General features: G+C 53.4%; 23 protein-coding genes. 2 read left to right on the forward strand and 21 right to left on the reverse strand.

What is annotated here, in order from left to right; all coding sequences use genetic code 11:
• Positions 1 to 77: 77 nt before the first annotated feature.
• The 8 genes from PHD76_04090 to asnB form a co-directional block, all read right to left on the reverse strand.
• Positions 78 to 1,226: a glycosyltransferase family 4 protein gene (locus PHD76_04090; GenBank protein MDD5261009.1), complete on the reverse strand. Its 1,149-nt coding sequence runs from the start codon at positions 1,224 to 1,226 to the stop codon at positions 78 to 80.
• Positions 1,223 to 2,146 (reverse strand): glycosyltransferase, encoded by a 924-nt coding sequence (locus PHD76_04095; GenBank protein ID MDD5261010.1) that lies wholly within the window; start codon positions 2,144 to 2,146, stop codon positions 1,223 to 1,225. Before PHD76_04095 ends, PHD76_04090 begins: the two co-directional genes overlap by 4 nt.
• Positions 2,119 to 3,609 (reverse strand): hypothetical protein, encoded by a 1,491-nt coding sequence (locus PHD76_04100; GenBank protein MDD5261011.1) that lies wholly within the window; start codon positions 3,607 to 3,609, stop codon positions 2,119 to 2,121. Before PHD76_04100 ends, PHD76_04095 begins: the two co-directional genes overlap by 28 nt.
• A gap of 14 nt (positions 3,610 to 3,623) precedes the next feature.
• Complete coding sequence (locus PHD76_04105; GenBank protein MDD5261012.1) at positions 3,624 to 4,181, reverse strand: acyltransferase; 558 nt, start codon at positions 4,179 to 4,181, stop codon at positions 3,624 to 3,626.
• Complete coding sequence (locus PHD76_04110) at positions 4,169 to 5,059, reverse strand: glycosyltransferase family 2 protein (GenBank protein ID MDD5261013.1); 891 nt, start codon at positions 5,057 to 5,059, stop codon at positions 4,169 to 4,171. Before PHD76_04110 ends, PHD76_04105 begins: the two co-directional genes overlap by 13 nt.
• Positions 5,049 to 5,978: a glycosyltransferase family A protein gene (locus PHD76_04115; GenBank protein ID MDD5261014.1), complete on the reverse strand. Its 930-nt coding sequence runs from the start codon at positions 5,976 to 5,978 to the stop codon at positions 5,049 to 5,051. The genes PHD76_04110 and PHD76_04115 overlap by 11 nt, the downstream gene beginning before the upstream one ends.
• Positions 5,979 to 6,064: 86 nt before the next feature.
• Positions 6,065 to 7,156 carry an exostosin family protein gene (locus PHD76_04120; GenBank protein ID MDD5261015.1) on the reverse strand — a complete coding sequence of 364 codons (1,092 nt, stop codon included), beginning with the start codon at positions 7,154 to 7,156 and terminating at the stop codon, positions 6,065 to 6,067.
• Positions 7,153 to 10,161, reverse strand: a complete 3,009-nt coding sequence (gene asnB, locus PHD76_04125; protein ID MDD5261016.1) for an asparagine synthase (glutamine-hydrolyzing) — start codon at positions 10,159 to 10,161, stop codon at positions 7,153 to 7,155. The genes PHD76_04120 and asnB overlap by 4 nt, the downstream gene beginning before the upstream one ends.
• 41 nt (positions 10,162 to 10,202) lie before the next feature.
• Here asnB and PHD76_04130 point away from each other — a divergent pair, with 41 nt between their 5' ends.
• Both PHD76_04130 and PHD76_04135 read left to right on the forward strand, forming a co-directional pair.
• Positions 10,203 to 10,952 (forward strand): class I SAM-dependent methyltransferase, encoded by a 750-nt coding sequence (locus tag PHD76_04130; protein MDD5261017.1) that lies wholly within the window; start codon positions 10,203 to 10,205, stop codon positions 10,950 to 10,952.
• A 45-nt stretch (positions 10,953 to 10,997) separates the two neighbouring features.
• The gene (locus PHD76_04135; protein ID MDD5261018.1) at positions 10,998 to 11,930 is read left to right on the forward strand and encodes a glycosyltransferase family 2 protein; all 933 of its coding nucleotides are present in this window, start codon (positions 10,998 to 11,000) and stop codon (positions 11,928 to 11,930) included.
• Here the strand turns inward: PHD76_04135 and PHD76_04140 are convergent.
• Genes PHD76_04140 through PHD76_04200 form a run of 13 tightly spaced genes read right to left on the reverse strand, consistent with a single transcriptional unit; the run spans position 11,917 to position 23,430 of the window.
• Complete coding sequence (locus PHD76_04140; GenBank protein MDD5261019.1) at positions 11,917 to 13,035, reverse strand: DegT/DnrJ/EryC1/StrS family aminotransferase; 1,119 nt, start codon at positions 13,033 to 13,035, stop codon at positions 11,917 to 11,919. The two genes, PHD76_04135 and PHD76_04140, sit on opposite strands and share 14 nt — an antisense overlap.
• A gap of 6 nt (positions 13,036 to 13,041) precedes the next feature.
• Positions 13,042 to 14,088 (reverse strand): NAD-dependent epimerase/dehydratase family protein, encoded by a 1,047-nt coding sequence (locus PHD76_04145; GenBank protein MDD5261020.1) that lies wholly within the window; start codon positions 14,086 to 14,088, stop codon positions 13,042 to 13,044.
• Entirely contained in the window at positions 14,057 to 14,989 is a 933-nt protein-coding gene (locus PHD76_04150; protein ID MDD5261021.1) for a hypothetical protein, read from the reverse strand. The genes PHD76_04145 and PHD76_04150 overlap by 32 nt, the downstream gene beginning before the upstream one ends.
• Positions 14,986 to 16,464, reverse strand: a complete 1,479-nt coding sequence (locus PHD76_04155; protein MDD5261022.1) for a glycosyltransferase family 39 protein — start codon at positions 16,462 to 16,464, stop codon at positions 14,986 to 14,988. Before PHD76_04155 ends, PHD76_04150 begins: the two co-directional genes overlap by 4 nt.
• Complete coding sequence (locus PHD76_04160) at positions 16,461 to 17,393, reverse strand: glycosyltransferase family 2 protein (protein ID MDD5261023.1); 933 nt, start codon at positions 17,391 to 17,393, stop codon at positions 16,461 to 16,463. The genes PHD76_04155 and PHD76_04160 overlap by 4 nt, the downstream gene beginning before the upstream one ends.
• Before the next feature lie 9 nt (positions 17,394 to 17,402).
• Positions 17,403 to 17,735 carry a glycosyltransferase family 61 protein gene (locus PHD76_04165; GenBank protein ID MDD5261024.1) on the reverse strand — a complete coding sequence of 111 codons (333 nt, stop codon included), beginning with the start codon at positions 17,733 to 17,735 and terminating at the stop codon, positions 17,403 to 17,405.
• 19 nt (positions 17,736 to 17,754) lie between these two features.
• Entirely contained in the window at positions 17,755 to 18,405 is a 651-nt protein-coding gene (locus PHD76_04170; GenBank protein MDD5261025.1) for a hypothetical protein, read from the reverse strand.
• 28 nt (positions 18,406 to 18,433) lie between these two features.
• Complete coding sequence (locus tag PHD76_04175; GenBank protein MDD5261026.1) at positions 18,434 to 19,576, reverse strand: glycosyltransferase family 61 protein; 1,143 nt, start codon at positions 19,574 to 19,576, stop codon at positions 18,434 to 18,436.
• Complete coding sequence (locus PHD76_04180) at positions 19,573 to 19,989, reverse strand: hypothetical protein (protein ID MDD5261027.1); 417 nt, start codon at positions 19,987 to 19,989, stop codon at positions 19,573 to 19,575. Before PHD76_04180 ends, PHD76_04175 begins: the two co-directional genes overlap by 4 nt.
• Positions 19,982 to 20,494 carry a glycosyltransferase family 2 protein gene (locus PHD76_04185; GenBank protein ID MDD5261028.1) on the reverse strand — a complete coding sequence of 171 codons (513 nt, stop codon included), beginning with the start codon at positions 20,492 to 20,494 and terminating at the stop codon, positions 19,982 to 19,984. The genes PHD76_04180 and PHD76_04185 overlap by 8 nt, the downstream gene beginning before the upstream one ends.
• A 56-nt stretch (positions 20,495 to 20,550) precedes the next feature.
• Positions 20,551 to 21,645 (reverse strand): glycosyltransferase family 1 protein, encoded by a 1,095-nt coding sequence (locus tag PHD76_04190; protein ID MDD5261029.1) that lies wholly within the window; start codon positions 21,643 to 21,645, stop codon positions 20,551 to 20,553.
• Positions 21,642 to 22,445, reverse strand: a complete 804-nt coding sequence (locus tag PHD76_04195; protein MDD5261030.1) for an FkbM family methyltransferase — start codon at positions 22,443 to 22,445, stop codon at positions 21,642 to 21,644. Before PHD76_04195 ends, PHD76_04190 begins: the two co-directional genes overlap by 4 nt.
• A 7-nt stretch (positions 22,446 to 22,452) precedes the next feature.
• Positions 22,453 to 23,430: a hypothetical protein gene (locus PHD76_04200; GenBank protein ID MDD5261031.1), complete on the reverse strand. Its 978-nt coding sequence runs from the start codon at positions 23,428 to 23,430 to the stop codon at positions 22,453 to 22,455.
• Between the last annotated feature and the right edge of the window lie 26 nt (positions 23,431 to 23,456).

Here is a 23,456-nt window from a genome sequence, read left to right on the forward strand (position 1 = left end):
CGTTTCCTGTACGGCTTGCCTGACATTCCGCTGCATCGCTTGGCGACGGGGCAAACCGGCGGAATTGAATGCGGGCTTCAAACCAAAACTCCTTCGCTGATTTCCTTCATCTTCAAGCCCGGCGCCCGCCAACTCATGTCTTCTTTCACGCATTTCGGGTTTTCAGACCAAAAATGCAATTCCTCCAAAATCGCCCCCGCATCACACGCCGGGACTATCGATCCATTGTCCCGATGGCGGATAAGATCTTTTGCTCCCGTGCGGTCGCTTACGATGCAAGGAATGCCGCAAGCCAGAGCCTGGGGCACCACCAGTCCGAACCCTTCCTCCAGCGATGGCAAAACCAAAACCGAGCTTTTTCGGAAGGCCTTGCCCAATTCAAACCTTGGAATTGCGCCGTGCCAGGTTGTTTGGCAAGCCGGTTGGTATTTAGGCAGGACACTTTCCATCTCACGCGAAATTACACCATAGCCCTCCAGTTTCCAGCCTTTCGCCTCTTCCGATTGCAGGGCTTCAAGCAGATATTGGATTCCCTTTCTCAGACAAATTTGCCCCGCAAAGGCGATGGTAAAGGGCGCTTGCACAGGTTTCTGTCCCGGATAAAAGAACGCAGGATCCGCGCCATAAGGAATAACCCAGATGCGATTTTTATCAACGCCCTCAGCCACGAGCTGTTCTTGCACGACCGAGGATGCGACACAATGATAGTCGGCCAGGGAATATTCCCGGGCCTCCCTGGAAAAATATGCGTCGTTGAAAAAATGGAATTTCTCCTGTTTCAAGCCGAAGCGCCGGTATTCTTCAGCAACGGCGGCCAATTGTTGCCGCACCGGGCCAGTTGCATGGTTCAATACCGTCCGGATTCCCAGTCCTTTGGCGGCGCGGAATGTTTCGTGGCATTGCCCGGGCATGGCATGGATAAAATCCGCAGGGCACAGCATGCGGGCCACGGCCCGGTCAAATGAATCATCCTGCCAGCGGAACATCCGCTGTGGCGAAAGCTTCTGGCATCGGGGCGCAAATCGAAGCGCTCCATAAACCGCCAGGGTTCGCCAACTGCTCGAAGCCATCGGGAATTGGGGAGGCGGCTTGAGTTTCCAGCGCGGGTATCCGGAATAATAACGACTTAATACACCCAATTTTCTCAACTCCAGCGCCATCTCGTAAAGGTGGCAGGGATTGGTGGCTGAAACCGCTATCATGGGCCGGGTTGCTTTATGGCTCATTGAGGGCTGCGCCTTTGCAGATTCCGGAATTCCAGATATTTCCTGAAGCCCATGGCCTTGCGTTCCCGGCGATTTTTAATTCCTGTTCCAATACCGTCAATCCAACCTCGGAAATGACAGCCGGGCAATCCGGTGCGAAAGGAAAGTTTCCCATACTTGCACAGCAGCCGGAGCAATTCGAAGGGAAGCAAAACCGCAGGGGTGTGCAGGAAATGCATGAAAACCTGGTTGCGCGGACCGTAGTAACCCATGCGCCGCCAGTCGCGCGAGGCGTCCGAGGACCAATGCTCCACCGGGCATTCGGGAAAATGCCTGATTTCATAGCCGGCTTGATAAATCCGCATCGCCAGTTCCAGTTCCTCCACCTGGTGGACAAAATCAACCCGGTAGCCGCCAAGCTTGAGAAAAACTTCCCTGCGTATCAGATGGCCGCATCCGATAAATGAGGCGCATGGGCCGGCTGGCATCGCGGGAGCGTGGCTCATTTGATGTGTTTCAATCACCGGAAAACTTAACACGGCAACACTTGGATTGTTTTCCAAATACCGCACTGCATTGCGCGCCCCGCCGGCATCGATCAAGCAGGAATCATCATCCAGGCTGAAGATGAGATCAAAGGGCGCCTGGCGGTTTGCCTCATTACGCGCATAAATGTACCCGTACCTGTCCGTGGCGCGCAGAACTTTAACACAGGACGCTTCCAGGAAATGCCAATAGTCCTCCGGCGCCGAATCACTGGCATCATCATAAACCAAAACTGGCAATCCTTTTAAATACGCGTCCAGTTGAAGCCGGGCAAATACAGTCTTCAGATCCTCAAAGCGGTTGCGGGTGATAATGACAATCCCCGCGGCGTGTCCTGATGCGCCGGATGCCGCTTCCGCTTCTGTGACTATTTTTGACGGGGTTCTATCACCCATAGCTGTTTGTCCTCCCGCCAGACTGCAAGATGGGAGGCCGATTCCCTGTTTTGCGCTATCAGGATCGTGGAATCATATCCGTTGATAAAAAAAGATTCCGGATCATCGAAACCGGCCCACATCGTACGCAATCGGGTCCAATCGACACCCGGCTGGGAATAGGCCTCGACGAATGTATGGTCCGGAATTTCACCCCGCTCCACCTGTGTGAGAAGAATTGTGCTTCTTTCGATTTGCCAGTTGCGTGCTGCGGTCAGCAACCACGCGGTGGGTACATCAAACACCGCCAATAATAGCAGCCCGCCGATGAGCCACGCTTGCATCCATTTGCGTTGAAACGTACGGAAGAGTGGCAGGAGAGAACCAAAACAAAATACTAGCAGAATGATAACGGAATAACGCTTTCTGGAATCCAGGGAGTATCCTCCTCCCACGGCATAAACAAATGAAACCCCTGAGAGCAAAGCAAGCAATGCTGCGGACCAAATCCATTTATCAGGCGCAAAGGTTTTCTGTTTTAAACGTGCGGTTGGGGCGCCGTCATTGTGCTGAAGAATAAAATATGCCGCTGCCGCAAGGCCGAGTGCGCCGAAGCAAAACGACACCAGCAGTATGGCCGGGCTCAATTGCGTGCAGAGCAGTTTTCTCAAAGGCCCATATCTCCAAACTTCATAGGCATAAATATTGGCGTGCTGGTAGTAATATGTGGATAGGATGGAGCCAAAATTAAAGTGCGGTTTTTTGATCGAATCCGGGGTGGAGGTCAGTTGAAAAAGCGCCACATAGATAATGGCGCCCAGAACCGCTCCGAAAGACGGCGCAATCCGCCTGACTGCACTGGAAAAGGCGGCACGAGATCCATCCCAGTTAAAACCTAACAATAGGATTGGGAGCGCCGCATAGGCAAAGGCAAGCTGCTCGCAAATGATATTTCCAATGAACGAAATAAAGACTGAAATTAAAAAGACACGGCCCGGAAGCGCGCCTGCCGCGTTGCATTTCAACAGTACGGAAAGCAACAGCATGAAACAGCAAGTGGACCATACATAGATATCACTCCATGCAATGGCTTCATGATAACCCGGAAATGAGGCGCAAACCAACGCAAGTGCCAGCGCGGTTTTCCCGGAAACCTGCAGCAGACACAAGGCGCGATAGAGCATCAGGCAATTCAAGGCATGCACAAAAATCGTAATGACCGTATCAAGAGTTGGAGACAGGTGCTTTAGAATGGCGGAAACCTGCAGGCCGAGAATCCTCCAAATCCCTTGTGCGTGGAAAAAGCCCATATAATTACCATGCACAAACTTGAAGAGCACCAGGTCATCTGCAAACAGCCGGTAGTGCCAGGCAGTGGGCAGATAGGCAGCCAGGGCAAAACAGCATAGAATGGCATAAGCCATCCATGGCTTCAAACACAGGTCCGCCGCCCGCGCTTCGGTGTCATTCCCAAAATCATTCATTTTTCTGCGCAAAGCTATTTGAGGTCCTCTGATGAGAAAGTCCGCTGTTTGATGACACGCGCCGGGTTTCCCGCCGCGACGCAGCCCGGAGGCAGGCTCCGGGTCACCACACTGCCCGCGCCCACGATTGAATTCTCGCCGATTTCCACCCCTTTTAGCACCGTTACATGCGCGCCGATCCAGCAGCCGTCGCGGATAATGACGGGACGGCTGACAAAATGCCCGGCGCCTTTCTCCAGATCATGGTCATGGTCTGTGATATAGCAAAATGGCCCGATAAGGCATTTTTCGCCAAGCTCGATTTTTTCCGTCGCATCCAGCATTGTGTAGCGGTTGATATAAGTGCCGGAATGTAAAATAATCCTCGGTGCTTCCCTTTTCTCGCCGGTGGAAAGCAGGGTTACCTTTTCATCCAACATGACACCCGCGCCAATTTGGATGTCCCATGGGTTCCGCGGCACAGCCACATCCTGAAACCAGCACTTCCCTTCAATGGCAACACCGCGGCTGTGGAGAATCCATTGATTATAACGCGAACGCAGTCCTGTAAGGCATCGTATTAGCAACTCCATGTTCCCTCCAATTCTCGCGCCCAGCCCGGGTTCCTTTCTCGTATAATCACAAAGGATGTAAACAAACGGTGTAACAACAGCTTGGCTTGCGTTTCAACCCTGCCAAGACCCATTACCTCACGGGCGATTATTTTCTGGTTGTGCAGTCGCATACGCGCCAGGGCGCGCTTGTCGCTCTTTGCGGAACTTTCCGGGCTGAAATGTTCGTAGAACGCGTCGGCATGAAAATACAGACGGTGGGTTTTGGCAATTCTCGCCGAAAGATGCGCATCTTCCATGAAGCTGTAACCCTCAAATTGCGGAAATTGCTGCTTCTCAAACAATTCCCTCCTATAAAGCACACAGGTGCTGTTTAGCCATTCGGCTTCGATCAATGGGCCCTTCTCTTCCGCATAACACGGGAGACAGTTAATTGCGGGCCCGAACAACCGGCCACCATAATGCGGATGCCTGTAACCCGCCTGAATTTGATAATACCAGCGAAGCAGTCGTCCCGGCTTGGAATGCTCCAAGCCTCGAATCCGGCCGGCCACGCCCCCAATCCGTCCCTCAGCATCCGTTGCCAGTACGGAAAGCAATTTTTCATACAAGTCCGGAGGCAGCCACACATCATCGTCCAGGAAGGAAATCAACGGCGTACGAACTTCCCTTGCGCCCTGGTTTCGTTGCAGTGCACTGCTCGATGCGTCTGCGCGCAAGTAAACAACCCGGTCAAATGAATTTTTTTCCAGCAGGTCCCGTGTTTCATTCGACGGAGAAGCATCAACCACCACCACGCGTTCAGGCTGGAGGGTCTGGGCCTTCAGCGACTCAAGCGTCCGCATCAAATCCAAATGCCGGGAACGAGTTGCTATTACAATGCTATAATCAGGAAGCATGGCGGTAAAAGGCGGCCAATTGTTCAGCACGGCGGAACCCGAGCAGTCCAAGGGCAAGGCGATAATGCCAGGGCGCGGCAGGCCCAAGTAATTTTATCTCTTTTTGATGCGCGCAATAATATTCTTCCGCCACATTCAGATCATAACGCGCCAGGGTGCGGCTCATTTCCAACAAGGAACGTCCCAGTGCGCTCTGAAGCTTGTCTGTAGCTCTCCCCCGCTCCGCCAGCCAATCGCGCATGGAGAAGCTCAGAGCCGTGCGCATTTCCAGTGTTTGAAGGACATTCTTCCGACTGAGTGTTTCTTCAGACCAGAGGCGGTAAATGGCGCCGGCATTTGAGGTCGGAACAAGTACCAATCCCTGCTGAATAGCGCGCATGACCACCTCATAATCCTGGCAGCAAGGCAGGTCCTCCTTCCAGCCACCAATCCTGATCAGTGCCTCTTTACGCCACAGCAGGCCGCCGGTTTGAGGAAACCTCCAAGCCAGCCATAATTCAATCAAATCACTGTTGGCATCCACGGAACAGACTTCCCGGAATTGCGGTTTTCCGCATCTCCAAATTTCGCTGATAACGCCGCCCGCCAGAACATCCGCACGGGTATTCACACCCTCCTTGAGTTGAAGCGCAATTTTATCCGGAAGCAATTCGTCATCCGCGTCCAAAAATTGCACCCAGCCGCCTTGGGCCTGGGACAAAAGGCGGTTGCGCGCCTGGTTCGCCCCCGAACGTTCCTGCTCCAAAACACGGATTCGGCCGCCAAAGCGCCGAAGCAACTCGCGGCTGCAGTCGGTTGAACCATCGTCCATGACCAGCACCTCGGTATCCGGATGTGTTTGTGCAAGCGCACTTTCCACGCATCTGTCGATCCATGGCTCCGCGTTATGACAAGGTATTAAAATGGAAACTTCAGACACGCAGCATTTCCTTTGTTCTCTCTTCCAGTTTTACGGGATCAATATAATAGGCATCTTCACGGCCTGCCGCCGTCCCGCGAAAAAATTCATAATTTTGGCCCTGCAAATAGCTCATGCAACGGTGCCGCCATCGATGACACGTTTAAATACTCAGATGCCATGCCAACCGCTTCTGAGCGCATGGTACGGCAGACCGATTCCGGCGCGACAAGCGCTTTTCGAACCACATTTCCCCATCCATCCGCCCCGGCCAGCAGGCAATTACGATCATTCTCCAACGGTAAATTGTAAATCCATTCGTGCTCAAGAATCGGCACTGCTCCACACAGCAAACTCTCGGCAACGCGGTGAGTCCAATAATCCCAGCCCTGCGGACAAAGGCAAAAATCGGACTCGCGCAGCATTCCTGCATACTCCGCAGGACTCAAGCCCCTTGCAGCATCATGATCTCCGTATTCAATCCAAAGAACATGCCTTTTATCCGGCGCCAGCAACTCTCCGTGCCAGTTTTTATGAACCACAACATCCGGAAATGATTGAATGACTTTTTCCACATCTCTGAGAATCCGGCATCTGGCTTCGGGATTCTCATTGCCGATGAAAGTCAGCCGGAATTTGCGCGATAATTCCGGCAGCACGGACTGAAACAGAAGCTCCATCAAACCCGTATCGCTCAGATATTGCGGATGTATATAAGGGCTGTGAAAGACCTTTGTCTTTAGGAAAAAATAAGGACTTCGAGTGGAGGCCCCGGCTTGGAATATTACGAAGTCCGCCTTAAGCCAATATGGGAAATTATAAATCAGTTCTGCGGCACGAACTTTCAGGCCTTCTTTAAAGTAATAGTAGTCGCTTAAAAGGCCCAGCCGTCGGCTCCGGGCCGCCCAGGCATTCAAATTCCCGTTCCACAGGAACCTACCCCTGGCCAGCCTGAGTATCAGGCAATCGGAATCTCTGGCGGGCGCATCTTCTGTAAGAATTTCCACAAAATCCAGTTTCTCCAGGCGCGCCAGGGCGCCCGGATGTTCCGAACCTGCAGGCGCTTTGTCTTTCCGGCAGGTAAGAATCAAAATGCGGCGGCCGGGCTTTTGGCCGATCAAAAAAACAAGATTTTCGATCACATGAGTAAGCCACGGGGTCTGAAAAACAAGGACTGTTTCCTTCCGTGCCGCCGTCATGTGTTTTCATCCCGTACAATTTCATAGACCTGCCGGGTTTCGGCCCCCACGCGCTCCCAGGAGGTATATTGACGCCATTCTTTTGATAGCTCATAATCGCCCCCCAAAGAGACGGCCTTCGACAGAACAAGGTCAAAGTGCTCATCCATATCGTCATAGCGCAAAACCAGCGGATGCGGTTCCATCAAATCGACCGTATGGCAGCGGCTGGGCAGCAAGACCGGAAGTCCCCAGGACCGCGCCAGGCATGCCGCGCCGGAAGTCAGAATCCTCCGGTAATTGCACAGCACGGCATCAGCGGCATCAAGCCATGTGGCTACTTCAAGGTCATTCAAACGACCTTCCCGCAACAGAATGGATGGCGTATCGTCGGCCAGTTTTTTCAATTGCGCCAGGTAGGCTGGGTTTCCGCAAGCGCCAACAATGGCCAGCGTCACGTCCGGCCGGTACTGCTTCCACCATTCGACCACTTCTTCTATTCCTTTGTAAGGCGCAACCGCCCCGAGCATCAGGCATAATTTCCCGTTGCCAAATCCGAGCGTACGGCGGGCCTCCCTTTGGCTTCCGGGCTGGCCATACGCAACGCTCAGATCCCCGTGCGGAATCACAAAAATCCGTTCGCCAGGCAATTCAAATTCATCTTTTACAAGGCCGGCTGCGGCAGGCGAATGCGCGATCACTGCGGATGCATTTTTATAGCAGAGCGTCATGTTTCTCAGGACCATGGCATCCACTTCCGTGTCATGCGGCCATAGGTTGTGGGCCGTGAGAATGATCCGGCATTTTTGACCGGCCAACTTCAAATCGAGCGGAAAACGCAAGCGCCGTATGAACGTGTGAACTCCCCCGCGGGCGCTGTAGTAAGCTTCCGGCCAATGCAAATGAAGCAGGGCGCCGGGATAAAGCCGCACCATGCGGAAAAGGGGAAGTACCCGTCGATAATGTTTCAAATAAATCAAATCGGCCCCATCCTGTTCCATCGCATTCCCAAGCAGTTGTTGGTAGGGATTGGCCTCACGATAATCTGGCGCGACAATCACCCGAATCCGCGCGGGTTTCTCCGCCGTTTTGCCTTGTGAGGGGGTTTCGGCGTCCGTTGACAAATGTGGAGAAAGACCTGAATGCGCTTGGAATCGCGGACGGATTTTGTTCCAACGTTCATACAACCAAAGGGAATAAAAAACATGCGAAAGCTCCTCACCCGCAAGAAAGCGGTTCCAAGCCTTGCGCACCCTTAGAGGATCCAGGTAGTCGCGATAGGCCGCATCCCTGCAGAAAAGATCATGTTCAACTGCGGGCCGGAGCTTGCCCCGCAACCAATAAGCCAGCGCAAAAGCAAAGCCGTTTTTGGGAGTATCGGCGGCATGGGGCATGCGTCTTGCCAGGCATGAACGCAGCAGCAATTTGCCCGAGCCGTTTTTCACATCAATCAGCATTTCCGATGGAATTCGCGACGCAATCTCCGCCACTTCCATGTCCAAAAAGGGGCAGCGCAATTCTACGGATGCCGCCATGCTCATCTTGTCCGCTTTCTGCAGCAGGAATTCCGGCAATTGCCAGGATATGTCAAACATCTGGGCATCCTGCACGGGATTCGGCTGTTGGCTGCAGATGGACCCGCCATACATATTACATCGCTCCAAAAACCATTCCTGCTGCTCTCTATTCCAGCAGGCTGGATGCAAAAAATTTCCAGGCAACCCTTCCGCCCTGAGGGACACCAGTTCGGCCGCCCGGTTCAAGCTGATGCGCTTCCTCATTCTATCCCAGCGACTCGTTGGAAACGGCCTGCCCGGCGGCACGAGCAAACCAAGATATTTCCGGAGAAAATCGGAACGCTTCAATGTTGCGGAAATTCCGGCATAGCGCTGCCCGTAACCGGCGAGCAATTCATCGGAGCCCTCGCCTCCAAACAGCACGGTGACATGCCGAGAGGCCAACTGGCAGATGCGCAGGACGGCAAAGGCCGCGGGGTCCGCCACCGGTTCGTCCAAATGCCATGCAACCTCATCGATTGATTCCTCCAAATCCTTCGCTTTCAAAACTGTTTCAAAGTGCTGCATGCCCAGCATTTCAGAAACCTTTCTGGCGCCGCCCAGTTCCGAATCGCTGTCTTCAAACCCCACAGTAAAGGAACTCAAATTCCGCTTGCCGCTGAGATAGGCGTAATTGGCAAGCGTGCAACTGTCCACACCGCTGCTTAGCAAGACGCCCACCGGCACATCCGCCTGCATATGGCGGTGGGTGGAGTCCATGAGAGCCGAATCCAGCATTTCTATTGCTGTCTGGTAATCGATTCCACCAAAGGAGCCGCCAAACTCCATCCTCCAATAGCGTTGCGGCTTGCCAGCATAAAACGGAGCAAGAGACACGGCCAATATTTCACCCGGACCCAATTTTTGAATCTCCTTGAAATGCGTGGCCGGCGCAGGCAACGAATGCCACGTCAAATAATCAGGCAGGGCTTCGGGATTAAGCGTGGAACCGACAAACGGAAGTGCAAGAAGCGCCTTGATTTCCGAAGCAAAGGCAAAGTGCCCGGGAGAAACATGATAATAAAGCGGCTTTTGTCCAAAATGGTCCCGTGCGAGCAGCAAGCGTGATTTTTTCAGGTCCAAAATGCAAAAAGCAAACATGCCGCGCAACTGGCCAACCAGTTTGTCTTCGGATTCTTCATACAGATGCACCAGGACTTCAGTGTCCGTTTGTGTTTTAAAATGATGCCCGCGCCCCTCAAGCAGCACGCGCAATTCCTTGTAGTTGTAAATTTCACCGTTGAAAATCACCGCAACATCATGCCGCTCATTCCAAATGGGTTGGGTTCCCCCCGGAAGATCGATGATTCCAAGCCTGCGCATCCCAAATTGAACGGGGATGCGGGCATCCTGGTACAATCCTTCGCCATCCGGACCGCGGTGCCGCATCCGATCCAGCATGCCTTCCAGCAGGCTGCGCGATTCCACGCGCGTTAATCCGGCGTCAAAAAATCCGGCTATTCCACACATAATCTTTTAAATTCCGATGACGGTGTTATAATTGGTTCAGGATGGAACCCAATGAATACGAAGTCATGCGCTCCGTCGAGGACATCCATTGGTGGTACAGGGGCCTGCGCTTTTTGCTTCTCAACGCCCTTGCGCGCCATGCCGGCGCCGCCACCGGTGCGAAGCTGCTGGATGCCGGTTGCGGCACTGGCGCCAACTACGAGGCCATCAGACGTTTTTTCCCGCAAATAAAACCGGTGGGCATGGACATCAGTCCGCTTGCCTTGCAATATTCCGCCGCCCGTGTGCCCGGATTCTTCCTCCAGGCCTCGGTGGAATGCCTGCCGTTTCCGGAAGACACCTTTGAATTCATTGTTTCGATGGATGTCCTGTATCATGAAAGGGTGGATCCCGCGCTTGCACTGCGTGATTTTTTCCGCGTCCTTAAACCGGGAGGAGCCTTGCTGCTGAATCTGCCGGCTTTTTCCTGGCTCTCCGGCGAGCATGACCGCGCGGTCCACGCAGGCCGGCGCTTCCATCCGGACAGGCTTGCCGACTCCCTGCGTGAGGCCGGGTTTCAAGTTGAAACCATGACGTGTTGGAACAGCCTGCTGCTGCTCCCCATCTGGTTGTGGAGGCGTCTCGATGCATGGTCCAACCATGACAAACCCCATTCCGATTTGACTCCCGACAACTCCTGGGTCAATCAAATATTGGCATGGTGGATCCGGATCGAAGTTCGTTTGGCCTTGAAATTCGGCCTTCCGCTCGGAGTATCCGTCTTTACCGTGGCCAGAAAAATGCCAACTTGACAGGGTCATGACAGCAACATCCTTACCGGGAACGAATACTCCTTTATGAAGCCAGCACTCAGCATTGTCATTCCCGTTTATAATAGTGAATCAACACTTCAACGCCTCGTGGACCAATTGGCCCGGCTGAAAATTCCGGGTGGCAAGGAGTTGATCCTTGTAAATGACGGAAGCCGGGATGCCTCCGCCGAAACTTGCATGCAACTGGCGAAAACTTCGATGTTTCCGATAACAGTGGTTGATCTTGCGCGAAACTACGGCGAGCACAATGCGGTTCTGGCGGGTTTGCATCAAGTCCGGGGGAAGCACACAATCATCATGGATGACGATTTTCAAAATCCTCCCGCTGAAATCGCGCGCCTGCTGCAACATGCGCAAAAGACCAACTGCGATGTGGTGTACACCTACTATGACGGGAAAAAACATTCGCTTTGGCGCAATTTCGGCAGTTGGCTGACGAATCGCATGGCAGACTTTGTTCTGGATAAACCCAAAGGGCTTTACCTCTCAAGTTTCAAATGCCTCAATGCCCTTGTCGTGCAGGAAATCATCAAATACCGCGGCCCTTTTCCGTACATCGACGGCCTGATCCTGCAGGTCAGTCGAAAAATAAACAGCATTCTGGTTGCGCACTCGCCCCGGATGGAAGGCAAAAGCGGATACACCTTGCGAAAATTGCTCCGGCTTTGGATGAGCATGTTGGTCAATTTTTCCATCATGCCGCTGCGCGTTTCCACCCTGTTGGGCATCGGCCTGGCCATTGTCGGCTTTCTCGATGTGTTGGAGGTGGTCTGGGAAACGCTGACTTATCATACACCGGCTGGATGGGCGTCGTTGATGGCAGTCTTTTTGGTTTTTTCCGGAATCCAACTCATCATGCTCGGGCTCGTGGGCGAATATCTGGGCCGCATTTATCTTACCGTCAATTCCAAGCCCCAGTTTACGGTGCGGCGTCTTTGTCATTCTAAGAAGCGCTAAAACATTTGAGTGCGGCCGTCACCTGCGCGACCTCGCCTTCTCTGAGTTCCGGGTAAACCGGCAGACTGAGAATTCTTCCGGCTGCTGCTTCCGTATGCGGCAAGCCCGCCGGGTCGCAGGCATAACGGTGCAGGTAGGCAGGCTGGAGATGCACGGGGACGGGATATAAGATTGCCGTGGCAACCTCATTGGCATTTAGATGCGCTTTCAGGGCGTCGCGCCGGGCGCAACTCACCACGTACTGATGATAGACATGCCGAAGGGTTGCCGGAGAAACTGCGGGCGGGATAATTGAAGTCCCCCTTAGCGCATCATCATAACGGGCGGCAATTTCCGCGCGGCGTTGGTTGTCGGCATCCAAATCCCGCAAGCGCACCCGTAACAGGGCGGCCTGAAGCTCGTCCAGGCGGGAATTGACCCCCCGGGAAACACTGACATATCGTTCAATCCATCCATATTGCCGTATTTCACGGAACAATTCAGCCCTGTGTGCATCGCGGGTGAAAACCGCTCCTCCGTCGCCAAAAGCGCCCAGGTTTTTGGTCGGATAAAAGCTGAAGGCTGCAGCGTCACCGAAAGTTCCCGCTTTGCCGCTCCGGTCCGCCGCGCCATGCGCCTGTGCGCAGTCTTCGACCAAAAGCAATCCGCGTTTTTGGGTGATTTCCAGAATGCGTTCCATGTTTGCGGGCTGCCCGTACAGGTGGACGGCCACCACGGCTTTTGGCTTTTTGGACACAAAGGCACCGGCCACACGTTCCAATGATTCGGGACAAAGCGTGTAAGAAGCAGGCTCGATGTCCGCAAACACCGGCTCCGCGCCACAGCGCTCAATTGCGGCAATCGTGGCAACCGCCGTATGTGAAACCGTGATGACCGAATCCCCGGGACCGACACCGAGTGAACGCAAGGCAATCTCGATTGCATCCGTGCCCGATCCCACGCCAACCGTATGGCCACCTCCCATGTATGCCGAAAACTCCCGTTCGAAAGCCTCCACTTCCTGTCCCAGGATAAACCATCCGGAATCAAGAACCCTCCTGAAGGCAAGGTCAAAGGCCTCTTTGTTTCCGGCATAGATCCGTTTGAAATCGGCGGTTGGAATCATTATGAATTACAAGTAATGCTCCATGTTCCTGCGGTAATAATCCAATGTACAACTGAGCGAATCCGCAAGCGTCGTGCGAGGCTCCCAGCCAAGCGTCTCTTTAATATGCCCGTAATTTCCATAGTAATCTCCGATATCGATCCGTTTCCGGTCATCAGGATATTTTTTGATCTCATAGTGACCCGATCCGTGAATTTTTATCAGGAGTTCCGCAACATGCCTTAAGGAGACCGGCGGAGCTGAGCCCAAATTGAAGATTTCGCCGTGGGCTTTTTCGTTGGTAGCGGCCAGTAAAAAGGCGTCCACCACATCACCGACATGATTAAAATCACGAAGCTGTTCCCCACCCCACACTTCAAAATCCCGTCCTTCAAGCAGCCGACGGATCCAGATGCCGACAAATGTCTGACGCGCATCCTTGATGCGCATCCCTGGGCCGATGGTATTTGTGAGCCGCAACGAACTGGAGCGGATGTCGTACACGTTGTTGTAAAGAATGTGATACCACTCACCCGCCATTTTGTTGATCCCGTTGACATCGACCGGCCGCAATAGATGCTTTTCATCAACGGGCAGATAGTCCGGGCGTCCATAAAGCTGGCGCGTACTGGCAAAGACAATTTTTATCGAGGGGTTCACTTTGCGGCAAACTTCCAGAATGGAAAGCTGGGCCTGGCAATTGATTTCCAAGTCAGTGAACGGATCTTCCATCGAGTCGAGGTGACTGGTCTGGCCGGCAAGATTAAACAGATAATCCTTGCCTTGGACAAGTTGTTCGAGGCTTGCGGCATCCCGCACATCGGAAATGTTAACGTGGACTTCCTTTTCAATGTCGTGAATGTTAAACCTGTTTCCGCCGTAAGCGGGGATCAGGCTGTCAACCAGCGTGACATCCGCCCCAAGCGCGACAAGGCGCCTGGCGAGGTTGGATCCGATGAATCCCAACCCACCGGTGATAATGATCTTGCTGTTGAAATAATCGGATTCCACAAGCGCTATTCTTTCCAATGCCGGGTTCCTGTCACGCCCGTCCATGATGTGAATTCGTGCCATTGCCTGGCAACAAGATTTTTTTCAGCCTGCGCATGCCTTCGCCATAAAATCGGTCCCGAACCGCTCCGACATAGTGGCGGGCAATGGCTCCGGGTCGGGCATTCCAAGCCAGCGAAACTTCGTATTCCGCAGGCAGCAGCCCTCCTCGCCCGTAACGAGAAGCGCAGAGAGCAAAGAGCGTTTGTTCCACCCGCCACAGGTTGTCCTGCAACATCGGCGTGCGCGCGAGGCATTCTTCGCAAAATGCAAGATCAATAGCATGTCGGTAGATCAAGCAGACGCCGCTGTTGACTTTCGGCCAGAGTTTTATTCCCCACACTGCTTCCGCTTCCTTTGGATCAACCAACGAGGCTTCCTCCACATCCTGGTTAAACCAGCACCCCTCGGATCCTTCATCCACCCAACGCAGCATCTCGGCCGGTTTTGAAAAAAAGAGCACGTCTGCATCCAGCAGGATAATTCGCTCCTGCTCCGCAAGGACAGGAACATCAAAAATTTTCCGCCCCAAGGGATGGCGCGTGCGGTATTGGCGGCATAATGGAAACTGGGCCAGAACCGTTGCCATCCGATCGTCCGCTTCCGCTCTTTCAACCAAACGCGACTTGGTAAAAGCCTGCAAATAACGGGTGGTCTCGCTGCGGTCCAAAGTCCCATCATCGTGCAGTACCACTTCCCAATTGCGTCCGGTCCAGGCAAACCAACTGGCCAGCATCCAGCGGGCCAGGCGAAACTGTTCCCGCCCGGTAAAAACATGGACGGCCACCGGCTGTAGCGGATGCTTCGCATTGTGATTTTTCCAGCCCTTCATGCGGCCGCAAACCTGATAGTCGTGCCAGGTCGCGCTCCATCCGCGGGCCCAGTCCCTCCGGAACAACCACCAAAGCCGTCCGGGACGAATCATGGATGCCCGGACCCGTCTTTTTTGGCAAACACCAGATAACAACTGTTCTCGTAGCTCAATTGGAGGCGGTTCGCAAACAAGTCTTTCAAATACGCATCCAATTTCGGGTCTGATGGCTTTGCTTTCGCAGCTCCCTTTCTTACCACGATCAGGTCCGGGATTTTTCCGGTATAATATCCATAGAAAAAGTCGTCCTTTAGATTGGACCGGAATCCGTTGCTGAAACCAAATTCCGGGCCGGCACTGATAATCCTGCCCTCATCCTGGGCATCCACCATGCGCGATACCGGCAAATAGAGATTGCTGTAATAATCTGCTCGCACTTTGTGCGCAACAATGGATAACTGACATATCAAAAGAGCCGCAACCAGCCCGCAGGCCGCAATCCTTCCACCCTTCCAATTCCAAAGTTCCACTGCAAAACCCGCCAAAAGCAGGGCATACAGCGGCAGGATTTGCGGCATGTGGTAGTCGGATTTCAGCGTGATAAGAAAGGCCATCCCTGCAAATTCAATCGCCCACAATCCGGGTAACAGCCCCTCGGCGAGCCTGCGTCGGTGTAAAAAGATCCACCAAGCTCCGGCAACGCCGCCCGAGTAAACCAGGAAAATTATCAGTCCGGAAAGAGCCTTTACATGACCTGAAATATCTACCCCGTAAAGCGGCAAATAACGCACTGCGATTTCACCGGCCAATGCCGTCAATGGGTTGAGGTCCGGTGCCGACGTTTTTTCACCGAATTGTTCCAGGAAAACAGGTACATTTTTTGAAATGTAAATCCCCCACAACACTCCTCCCGCAAGATATGGAGCAATTGCCGGCAACAACAGGCCGGGGCGCAGTCGCTTCCAATCCAGAATCAACACAAGATACAGCATCCCCAACCAGCCGATGATTCCAATCGGATTTGTCAATCCCGCCAGTACGATCAGGGTCTGTGACGCAAGCACTGCGTAAGCCAGGTTTCTTTCCCGCAGCAGCAAATAAATGGCATAAGCTGAAAAGGAGCAAGCTGCGACCATCATGTCCATTCGGCCGTCCGCAGCATGGTTTAAAAACAGAAAATCGGAAGCCAGCAGAGCGGAAGCCAGCAAACCAACGGCGCGGCGTCCGCTCACCTTCCAACCAATCATGTAGGTAGCAATCAAACATACCGCTCCCCAGATTACGGACAGGCATCTTTGTTGCATGAGGCCGAATCCAAGCATTTTGAACCACGCGGCCAAAACGAGGAACCAAACTGGCGGCATCCAATACGTGTACCGGGCAAAGGTTTCATTCGTATGGTCAGCGGGTTCATAAAAGTCAGTCACGAGGCCGTGCCCATGCAGCAAATTGTAGGCAGGATTGGCTACAAAAGCCTCATCGATCCAGGGCAGCTTGGTTCGCGCCATCGCACCTGCGGCTATTGCATAATAAGCCAGCACCAGCAGGAGAGGCCAAGTTCGCCGGAACTTGTGAAACAGTTTAATCATACAGGTGTGCCCAATGCTTGTTTTCGTGGAATGAAACAACGGCGCATGGCCCCAAGCCAGGGTCGGAACCAAAGTTGGGAAGGGTTACTGAAGGCCGAACGCAGCAATAAGTCAAGGGCCTTGCCGGAAACCCCTTGTTGATGGAGATAAACCGCTTTGCGGGCAATGATTTGTTTCTTTTCAAATCGCAACTCCTGTTTCAGCCGGGCTTGTTCTTCTATTGTTAGAAGCGACAGGTAGGTTTCGGCAATCTGAATTTCGTCCTCCCGGAATCCATACGCCATGCCGGCCCCTGAGGTTTTGCTGGTATCATGCCAGCGCCAACGCCCCAGAATTTCGGGTATAAGCCGTGGGGTTATGTTTTTTTGGAAAACACAGCGGGCGTAGTACTCGATGTCCATGGAATAATGCAGGTGCTCATTCAGATCGCCAATCTCTTCAAATAGGCCACGACGCATAAAGGATGCCACCGAGCATGGAAAGACATAGGGATACGGGCGATTCCAGGGGGTTAAAAAGTCCGATTTATGGTCCGGTAAATGGGCGTCAATCCGGCCTATAATTTCTTCCCCGCAAAATATTTCTGCCACGCCACCCAGCCAGCACAACGAGGGATCGGACATCAAATCAACAACGGTACGCAGGGCCCCGGGACTCAGCAAATCATCGCTGTTCAAATAGCTCCATACTTCGCCGCTCATGCGGTGGAGGCCTTTGTTGATGGCATGCGCCTGGCCACGGTCGGGTTCGCTGCACCAGAAAGCCAGATGCCTTTCATATTTCCTTAGAATATCAATACTTCCGTCCGTGCTGCCACCGTCAATGACCAACAATTCCAAATCGGCATGGCCCTGCTCCAGAACGGACAGCAATGTCTGCTCCAGATACGCCGCTGTTTGATAGCTTGGAATGATGACGCTGATGCGCATGCCGCTCTTTCAAATGCCGCTCATATGATCCGCCAATTGCAGAAGCTGCTCCGTGTCGATACTGTAATCAAACTCATGAGGATCCGTATGCGGAGCCGCCACCTGGCTTCCGATCAAATATCCGTAATGCACCTGCGCCAGGTTGGCGATGGCCCATTGACAGACATTGACGGATGACTCGGAAAAAAGTTCGATGGCTCGCGCACCTTTGGGGCAAAAAACCAGGTTGAACATGCTGGAACCGTTTGGCCCAATCACCCAGTCCGCCTCGGCAAAAACACCCACTTGTTCTTCAAGCTTCAAATCTTCCAGCGCCACTGTCTTAAAACCAAGCCCTTCCAGGGTTCGGGCAATTTCGTCCTCATTGACAATCCAGCGCCGGGCGATACAGCAGGCAGATGCCGCTGTTGGCTTGGGGCCAGAGTTTCACGCTGAACTTTGCTTCAGCCTCTGCCGGGCTGACCAACAAGGCATCCTGGGCGTCCCGGTTGAACCGGCATTCCTCCGAGCCACTATCCACCCACTGTAGAATTTCCACCGGCTTCTGGAAAAACAAAACGTCGCTGTCCAAAAGAATGAAGCGCTGCTCCTTGCAATAAAAGGGGACATCAAAAATCTTCCTGGCAAGGGGATGTTGCTTCCGGTACGTGGCGCAATGCGGATACGTCCGCAGGACAGGCTCCATGCCCGCATCTGACTCAAGCAAGGGTACCACGCTAAAATGCGGAAACATCGCATGAAGCCGGCTGATGATTTCCGGTGTGAGCGTGCCATCATCGTGCAACACGATCTTCCAACTCCTTTCTGTAAAGTGAGTCCAGCTTGCCAGCATCCAGCAGGTCAGCAGCCAGGTTTCCCTGCCTGTCAGTACGCAAACCGGTACCTCCGCGAGGGGATAACCGGGATGTTTCCAAAGGAGGATTTTTTTGCTGGTGACATGGTCATGCCATGCCGCCCGCCCTCCGCGTTTGCAATCCCGCTGAATCCACCACCATAACCGGCCTGGCCTCATGTTCCTAACTATGTAATCATGCGGTTTGCTATCGGCGAATCCCCAAAGCTGCCAGCGTCTCGGCCAATCTTGCCGGATCGATATTAAAATCAGCATGCTTGGGGTCGCCTTCTACAGCGGGGAAGGCAAGACACGCATAGGCCAAATCCAAACGGCTGGCGATTCCCCAATAAGCCATGTCCGAGTACCCGCTAGGAAAGCACTCGACAACCGTGGTTCCGGTCTTGCAAAAGGCCAGATTGGCCAGCGCGGCGCCATGCGAAGCCACGATGGCCCCAGCCTCGGCAAAGAGCGCGGCTTGTTCCCTGACGCTGAGGCCGTTCATAAGAATCTTTTCAAATCCAAGCGGTTTTAGTGCCGTAAAAACCTCCGCATCGTTCAAGACCCTGCGGGTTGGCGCGTCGCCCCGGCTGATATAGAGGCGTTTTTTTCGTGTTTCTGAAACCGGGCGCGTAAAGGCCTTTTGCAAAAATTCAAAGATCCAGCGCGGCCGAAATGCCGAGGTCAGTGGGGATAAGGCGACAAACTTTTCCAAACTCAAATACTCCCCCGTCTGTTCCAGTGAGATTATCCGATCCGGACTGATATTAAATACCTCAAGAGTGTCCGTCACAAACGGTGTCAGTGCGTTGACCAAAAATTTGTCGATGCTGCTGAAAAGGCCCGCCTCCCGGAGTACATGTATTTTGGGCAGGCAATCCAGGAGCCAGTGGCAGTAGTTTTTTCCGTCGCCCAGGCATGTGAGATCGGCGATCGTTCCGCGCAAATGCAATGGTTTGGGCAGGCGCCACTTGCCCGCCTTTCCATCCCTGTAGAATTCATCCGCGTTGTAGAGTCGAAAAATCAGGTCGCTGACCGGATTGCCGTCGGCTGCAAAGACGGCATTGGGTTGCCAGGGCCTGAACCAAAGGCGCGCACCGGGCATGACGGCGGCAAAAACCGCCGGGAATATTTCTCGCTCCCATTGCATAACATTGTAATTATAACCAAAATCTGGGTAGTTCATCCGATTGACCACTTCCTCAGGTTCCCGAAGCCGCACATAGGCCGCGCCAATTTGGGAGCTGTTCCTTTGGAACCAGTCTGCAGTTGTATTGTAAGCTGTAAAATCCAGGGGTTGCGGTTTCCTGCGAAATAATCCGGCGCCGGTCTGCAGTAGCTTCACAATCATAGTCCGCCTTTTTGCAGGCTCATTGTTCGGCGCAGAGCGCCCAACCACGGCCGGTTGCAAGCCAGATCGGGATAGCGCAGCAAGCCTTTCGCCAATTTGCCGAAGGCTTTCAATTTTTGCCGGCATTGCAGCAAATACATGGCTTCGCGCGGCACAAGCATGCGGCGCTCCCTCTGCAGTTCCTTTTCCAGTTGGCTGCGTTCCGCGTCAGGCAGGCGTGGCGCATACCTTTCCGCAATCCGTATTTCATCCTGTCGAAACCCCCAGGCGATGCCTGATTTGATGGTCTTGGAATCCGCATGGAAGCGCCAGGCGGCCAGCTTTTCCGGAACCAACGTCTGTACCAGTCCGCATGCGAGCACAGCCCGCGCGTAGTACTCCATGTCCATCGAATAATGATACGTTTCATCCAAGCCGCCCGAGCTTTTCGTAAACCGAGCGCCGCATAAAGCAGGCGTCGGAAAAGGGGAAAAGATAGGAATGTGAGCGGCCCCACGGGCGCAGGTACTCGGATGCTGTCCTTGCCGGAACGGGTACAATTTCACCACACACCCCATTGGAGGCAAAAGTGTCGGCAGTACCGGAGATCCAGACTATAGAGGGATCTTTGAAATAATGTTCCACCGTTTGCAGGAAGCCAGGCAGCAGGATGTCATCACTGTTCAGATACATCCATGCGTCCCCGGTCATTTTTTGAAGGCCCTTGTTGATGGCATGTGTCTGGCCCCGATCCGGTTCGCTGACCCAGAAGGCCAGATGCTTTTCATATTTTCTCAGGATATCAATACTCCCGTCCGTGCTCCCGCCATCAATGACCAGCAATTCCAAATCCGGATATTTCTGTTCCAAAACGGACAGCAGGGTTTCCTCCAGATAAGCGGCTGTTTGATAGCTGGGAATGATGACGCTGATGCGCATGGCGTTTGAAAATGCGGATTACAGCCCCGCTGCTGCCTGGAAGATCCGGGTTGTTGTCATATCAGTTCCCGATACACAGCCAAGGTTGCGGCGATTGACTTTTCCAGTTGAAACTCCGGCGAGCGCATTCTTCCCAGAGTTTTCAACTCCTCGCGTAATTCGTTTTCTTCAGCTAGCTTTCGCAGGGAAAGATACAATGACTCTTCGTTATTTTCCGCAAAGAACAAGGCGGCATTGCCGGCGACCTCCCTGAAGGGCGCGATGTCCGACGCAAGTACTGGCGTTCCACAGGCAAATGCCTCGAGGATGGGGAAGCCGAAACCTTCCCAGCGAGAAGTTAGAACAAGGGCCAGCGCATCGCTATAAAGCTGTGCAAGATCCTGTTCGGATAAAAAACCAAGATGCTCCATTCCTTCCAGCAGTCCGGCTTGTGCGAGTTCGGCCTGTTCTTCCGTGGAAAACGGCTGGCCCGCGAGTTTAAGGATTGTTTCCGGATAAGCGGCGTGGAAGCGGGCAAAGGCGCGGGCAAGCAGTTTGAAATTTTTGTATCCTTTCCTGTACCCGACGTACAAAAAATAGGGCCGGGATTTTACACCGTCTGTTTTCCGCAATGGAGGCAGTTGGGGCGTGCCATGCAGAACAACCCGGGTTTTGCATTCCAACCCAGGATAATAGTTTGACAGGTCCTGCCGGGTTGACTGGGAAATGCAGATGATGGCGTCCGCGCTGTCCAAAGCCGCCCGTTTCGCCTTTTGCAAACGCCCGTCAGGATCTGTTTCCGGAAACCGCTCATGAATACAATCATGCACGGTAACAACCCGACACCCGTGGAATTCCTTGAAAGGGACATTCCGGAGTGTTTGGTAATAGGTAAAATGGACGATCTGATTTATTTCGGCCTGTGCCAATCCTGTGAGAAACCGTTTTTCGCGCCACATTTGCAAGCGTCCGGGCATCCAGCGATTCCACCGGTACGAACAGGGTTTGGCATTCGGCCAGCGAAGCGCAGCGTCCCTGCAGTTTGCATTGTCGAGCAGTGTCACGCGAGCTTCCGCTTTTAAACTGATGCCGGAAATCAACTGATGAAAATACCTGGAGACGCCGCCCCGGGGCGAATGGTCAAAAACATACCCTTCATAAAGGACGTTCATAGGTTTTTGCGTTCTGCGAAGATGTTCAAAGCCATTTCGATTCCATCCCAATCGGGACGTTTGACAAAGGGTTGTGAGACAATGCAGTTGGATTGGATAAAGGCGTCAAAACCAGCCGTTTCCAGAATATCCAATAATTCGCGCAGCCGGGTCGGCTGGTCTTTGAACCGGTGATATTCCACAAAAAGCCGTTCCACACGGTTGAGCTGGCCGCGGCATTCCTGCAACACATCGATTTCTTTCCCCTCGATATCCAGCTTTAACAGGTCAATGGGCTCATTCAGGCGGGAGGAAAGCAAAACCTGTTGGACTTCAACCTGTCCGGCAGTTTTACTGTCTGACAATCTGCCGGCCGCGCCGCCGCGCGGATCGAAACGCCCGGAGCCTTTTTCATCCGACAGGGCGGCGGCCACCACTTCCACATCCGTCAAATCGAAGCTTTGGAGATTTTCCTCCAATACAAGGAGCAGTCCAGGGTCGGGTTCAAAAGCCGTGATCCTGGCATCCGGGTAAAGCTTTTTCCAATAGATGCAAGCCAGGCCTATGTTCGCCCCTGCGTCAAGAATCCGGGGACAAGGAGAGGGGCTTGAAAAGCGGTAGTATTCGTTTTCGAATATTTCCTCGTACATTGTCAAAAAAGATGCGGGATCCGTGATTTGGAGGGGCTTCCCCAGCAAGCCTGTAGTCATTTGAAGATTTCGCGGGCTGCGGCGCAAGCGCTCCACTTCACGGACACGGCGGCGATAGGGCGGATTGCGCAACCGTTTCCACCACTCATGCGCGCGAAGAAATTCTTTCAAACTGTATTTAAGTTCCATGTGTATTCTTATTTTTTGGAGGCGGGAAAAGACCGTATTTTACCAGCAGATATTTCAATCCTCTTTTCAGTTTGCGCAGAGCGCGGATCGGGAGAGCTTGGGGCTTCCGATACCCTGTACCCCAGTGCGTATGAAAAGTATATTCATCCGCTTCGCAATCCACTGTCAGGTTAGGCGGATGGCAAAGTGCCGGGATTTGTCCGGTTTCGAGATTTGCAAGCAGTGATTCCGCGCGCGTGTGGGATCCATCCGCCCGGAATCCGAGATTCGTGATCAAATTTTTATCCGGTATGGCGGCAATTCCCTTATGAGACCAGCACGCATATTGCCATTGTCCGTCCCAGGTGCAATCGCGCCCCGCATGCAAGCCGTCCAGAATGCGGGTCCAGAATTCTGATTCCGCCGGATTTGGGCATATTTTTTTCAAATAGCCTCTCTCACGGAGGTCCGGCCAGCTTTTCATTTCGATATCGTAGTGGCGCCAGGCGCGCCGCCATGTCGCCCAACCCCAGACATGGGCATATTTCGAAAAATAATAGGAGCCCGTGGAACGGCTGATTCCATTTTGAAAGTTCGAGCCGCCGATATGCATGACTTTTGGCTCATCCCGATAATACGCCAGAAGGTCCCGGCAATAACCGAAGAAGGAGGAAGACGGCAGGCAGTCGTCCTCCAGGATAATGGCTTCCTCAACCTGTTCGAAGACCCAGTTGATTGCGCCGGAAGGTCCGTATTTGACGCCCAGATTAATATCCGAATACCGTTTCAGAACCCGGCACGGCCAGTCCACTTCCTCAATTATCGCCCTCGACTCGCGGCATTTGTCCATATCCCCGGGTTTGCCGTCCCGCGGCCCATCGGCAATGACGAGCAAAATTTCAGGGCGCGCTTCGCGAATGCGCTGGAATACCCGGCGAGTCAAATCCGGGCGGTTAAAAATTATAAAGGCGACTGGAACCGCTCTCATGGAGTGGGAATCATTTCCCAAGGTGA

Source organism: Candidatus Methylacidiphilales bacterium (genome assembly GCA_028713655.1).
Classification (GTDB): Bacteria; Verrucomicrobiota; Verrucomicrobiia; order Methylacidiphilales; family JAAUTS01; genus JAQTNW01.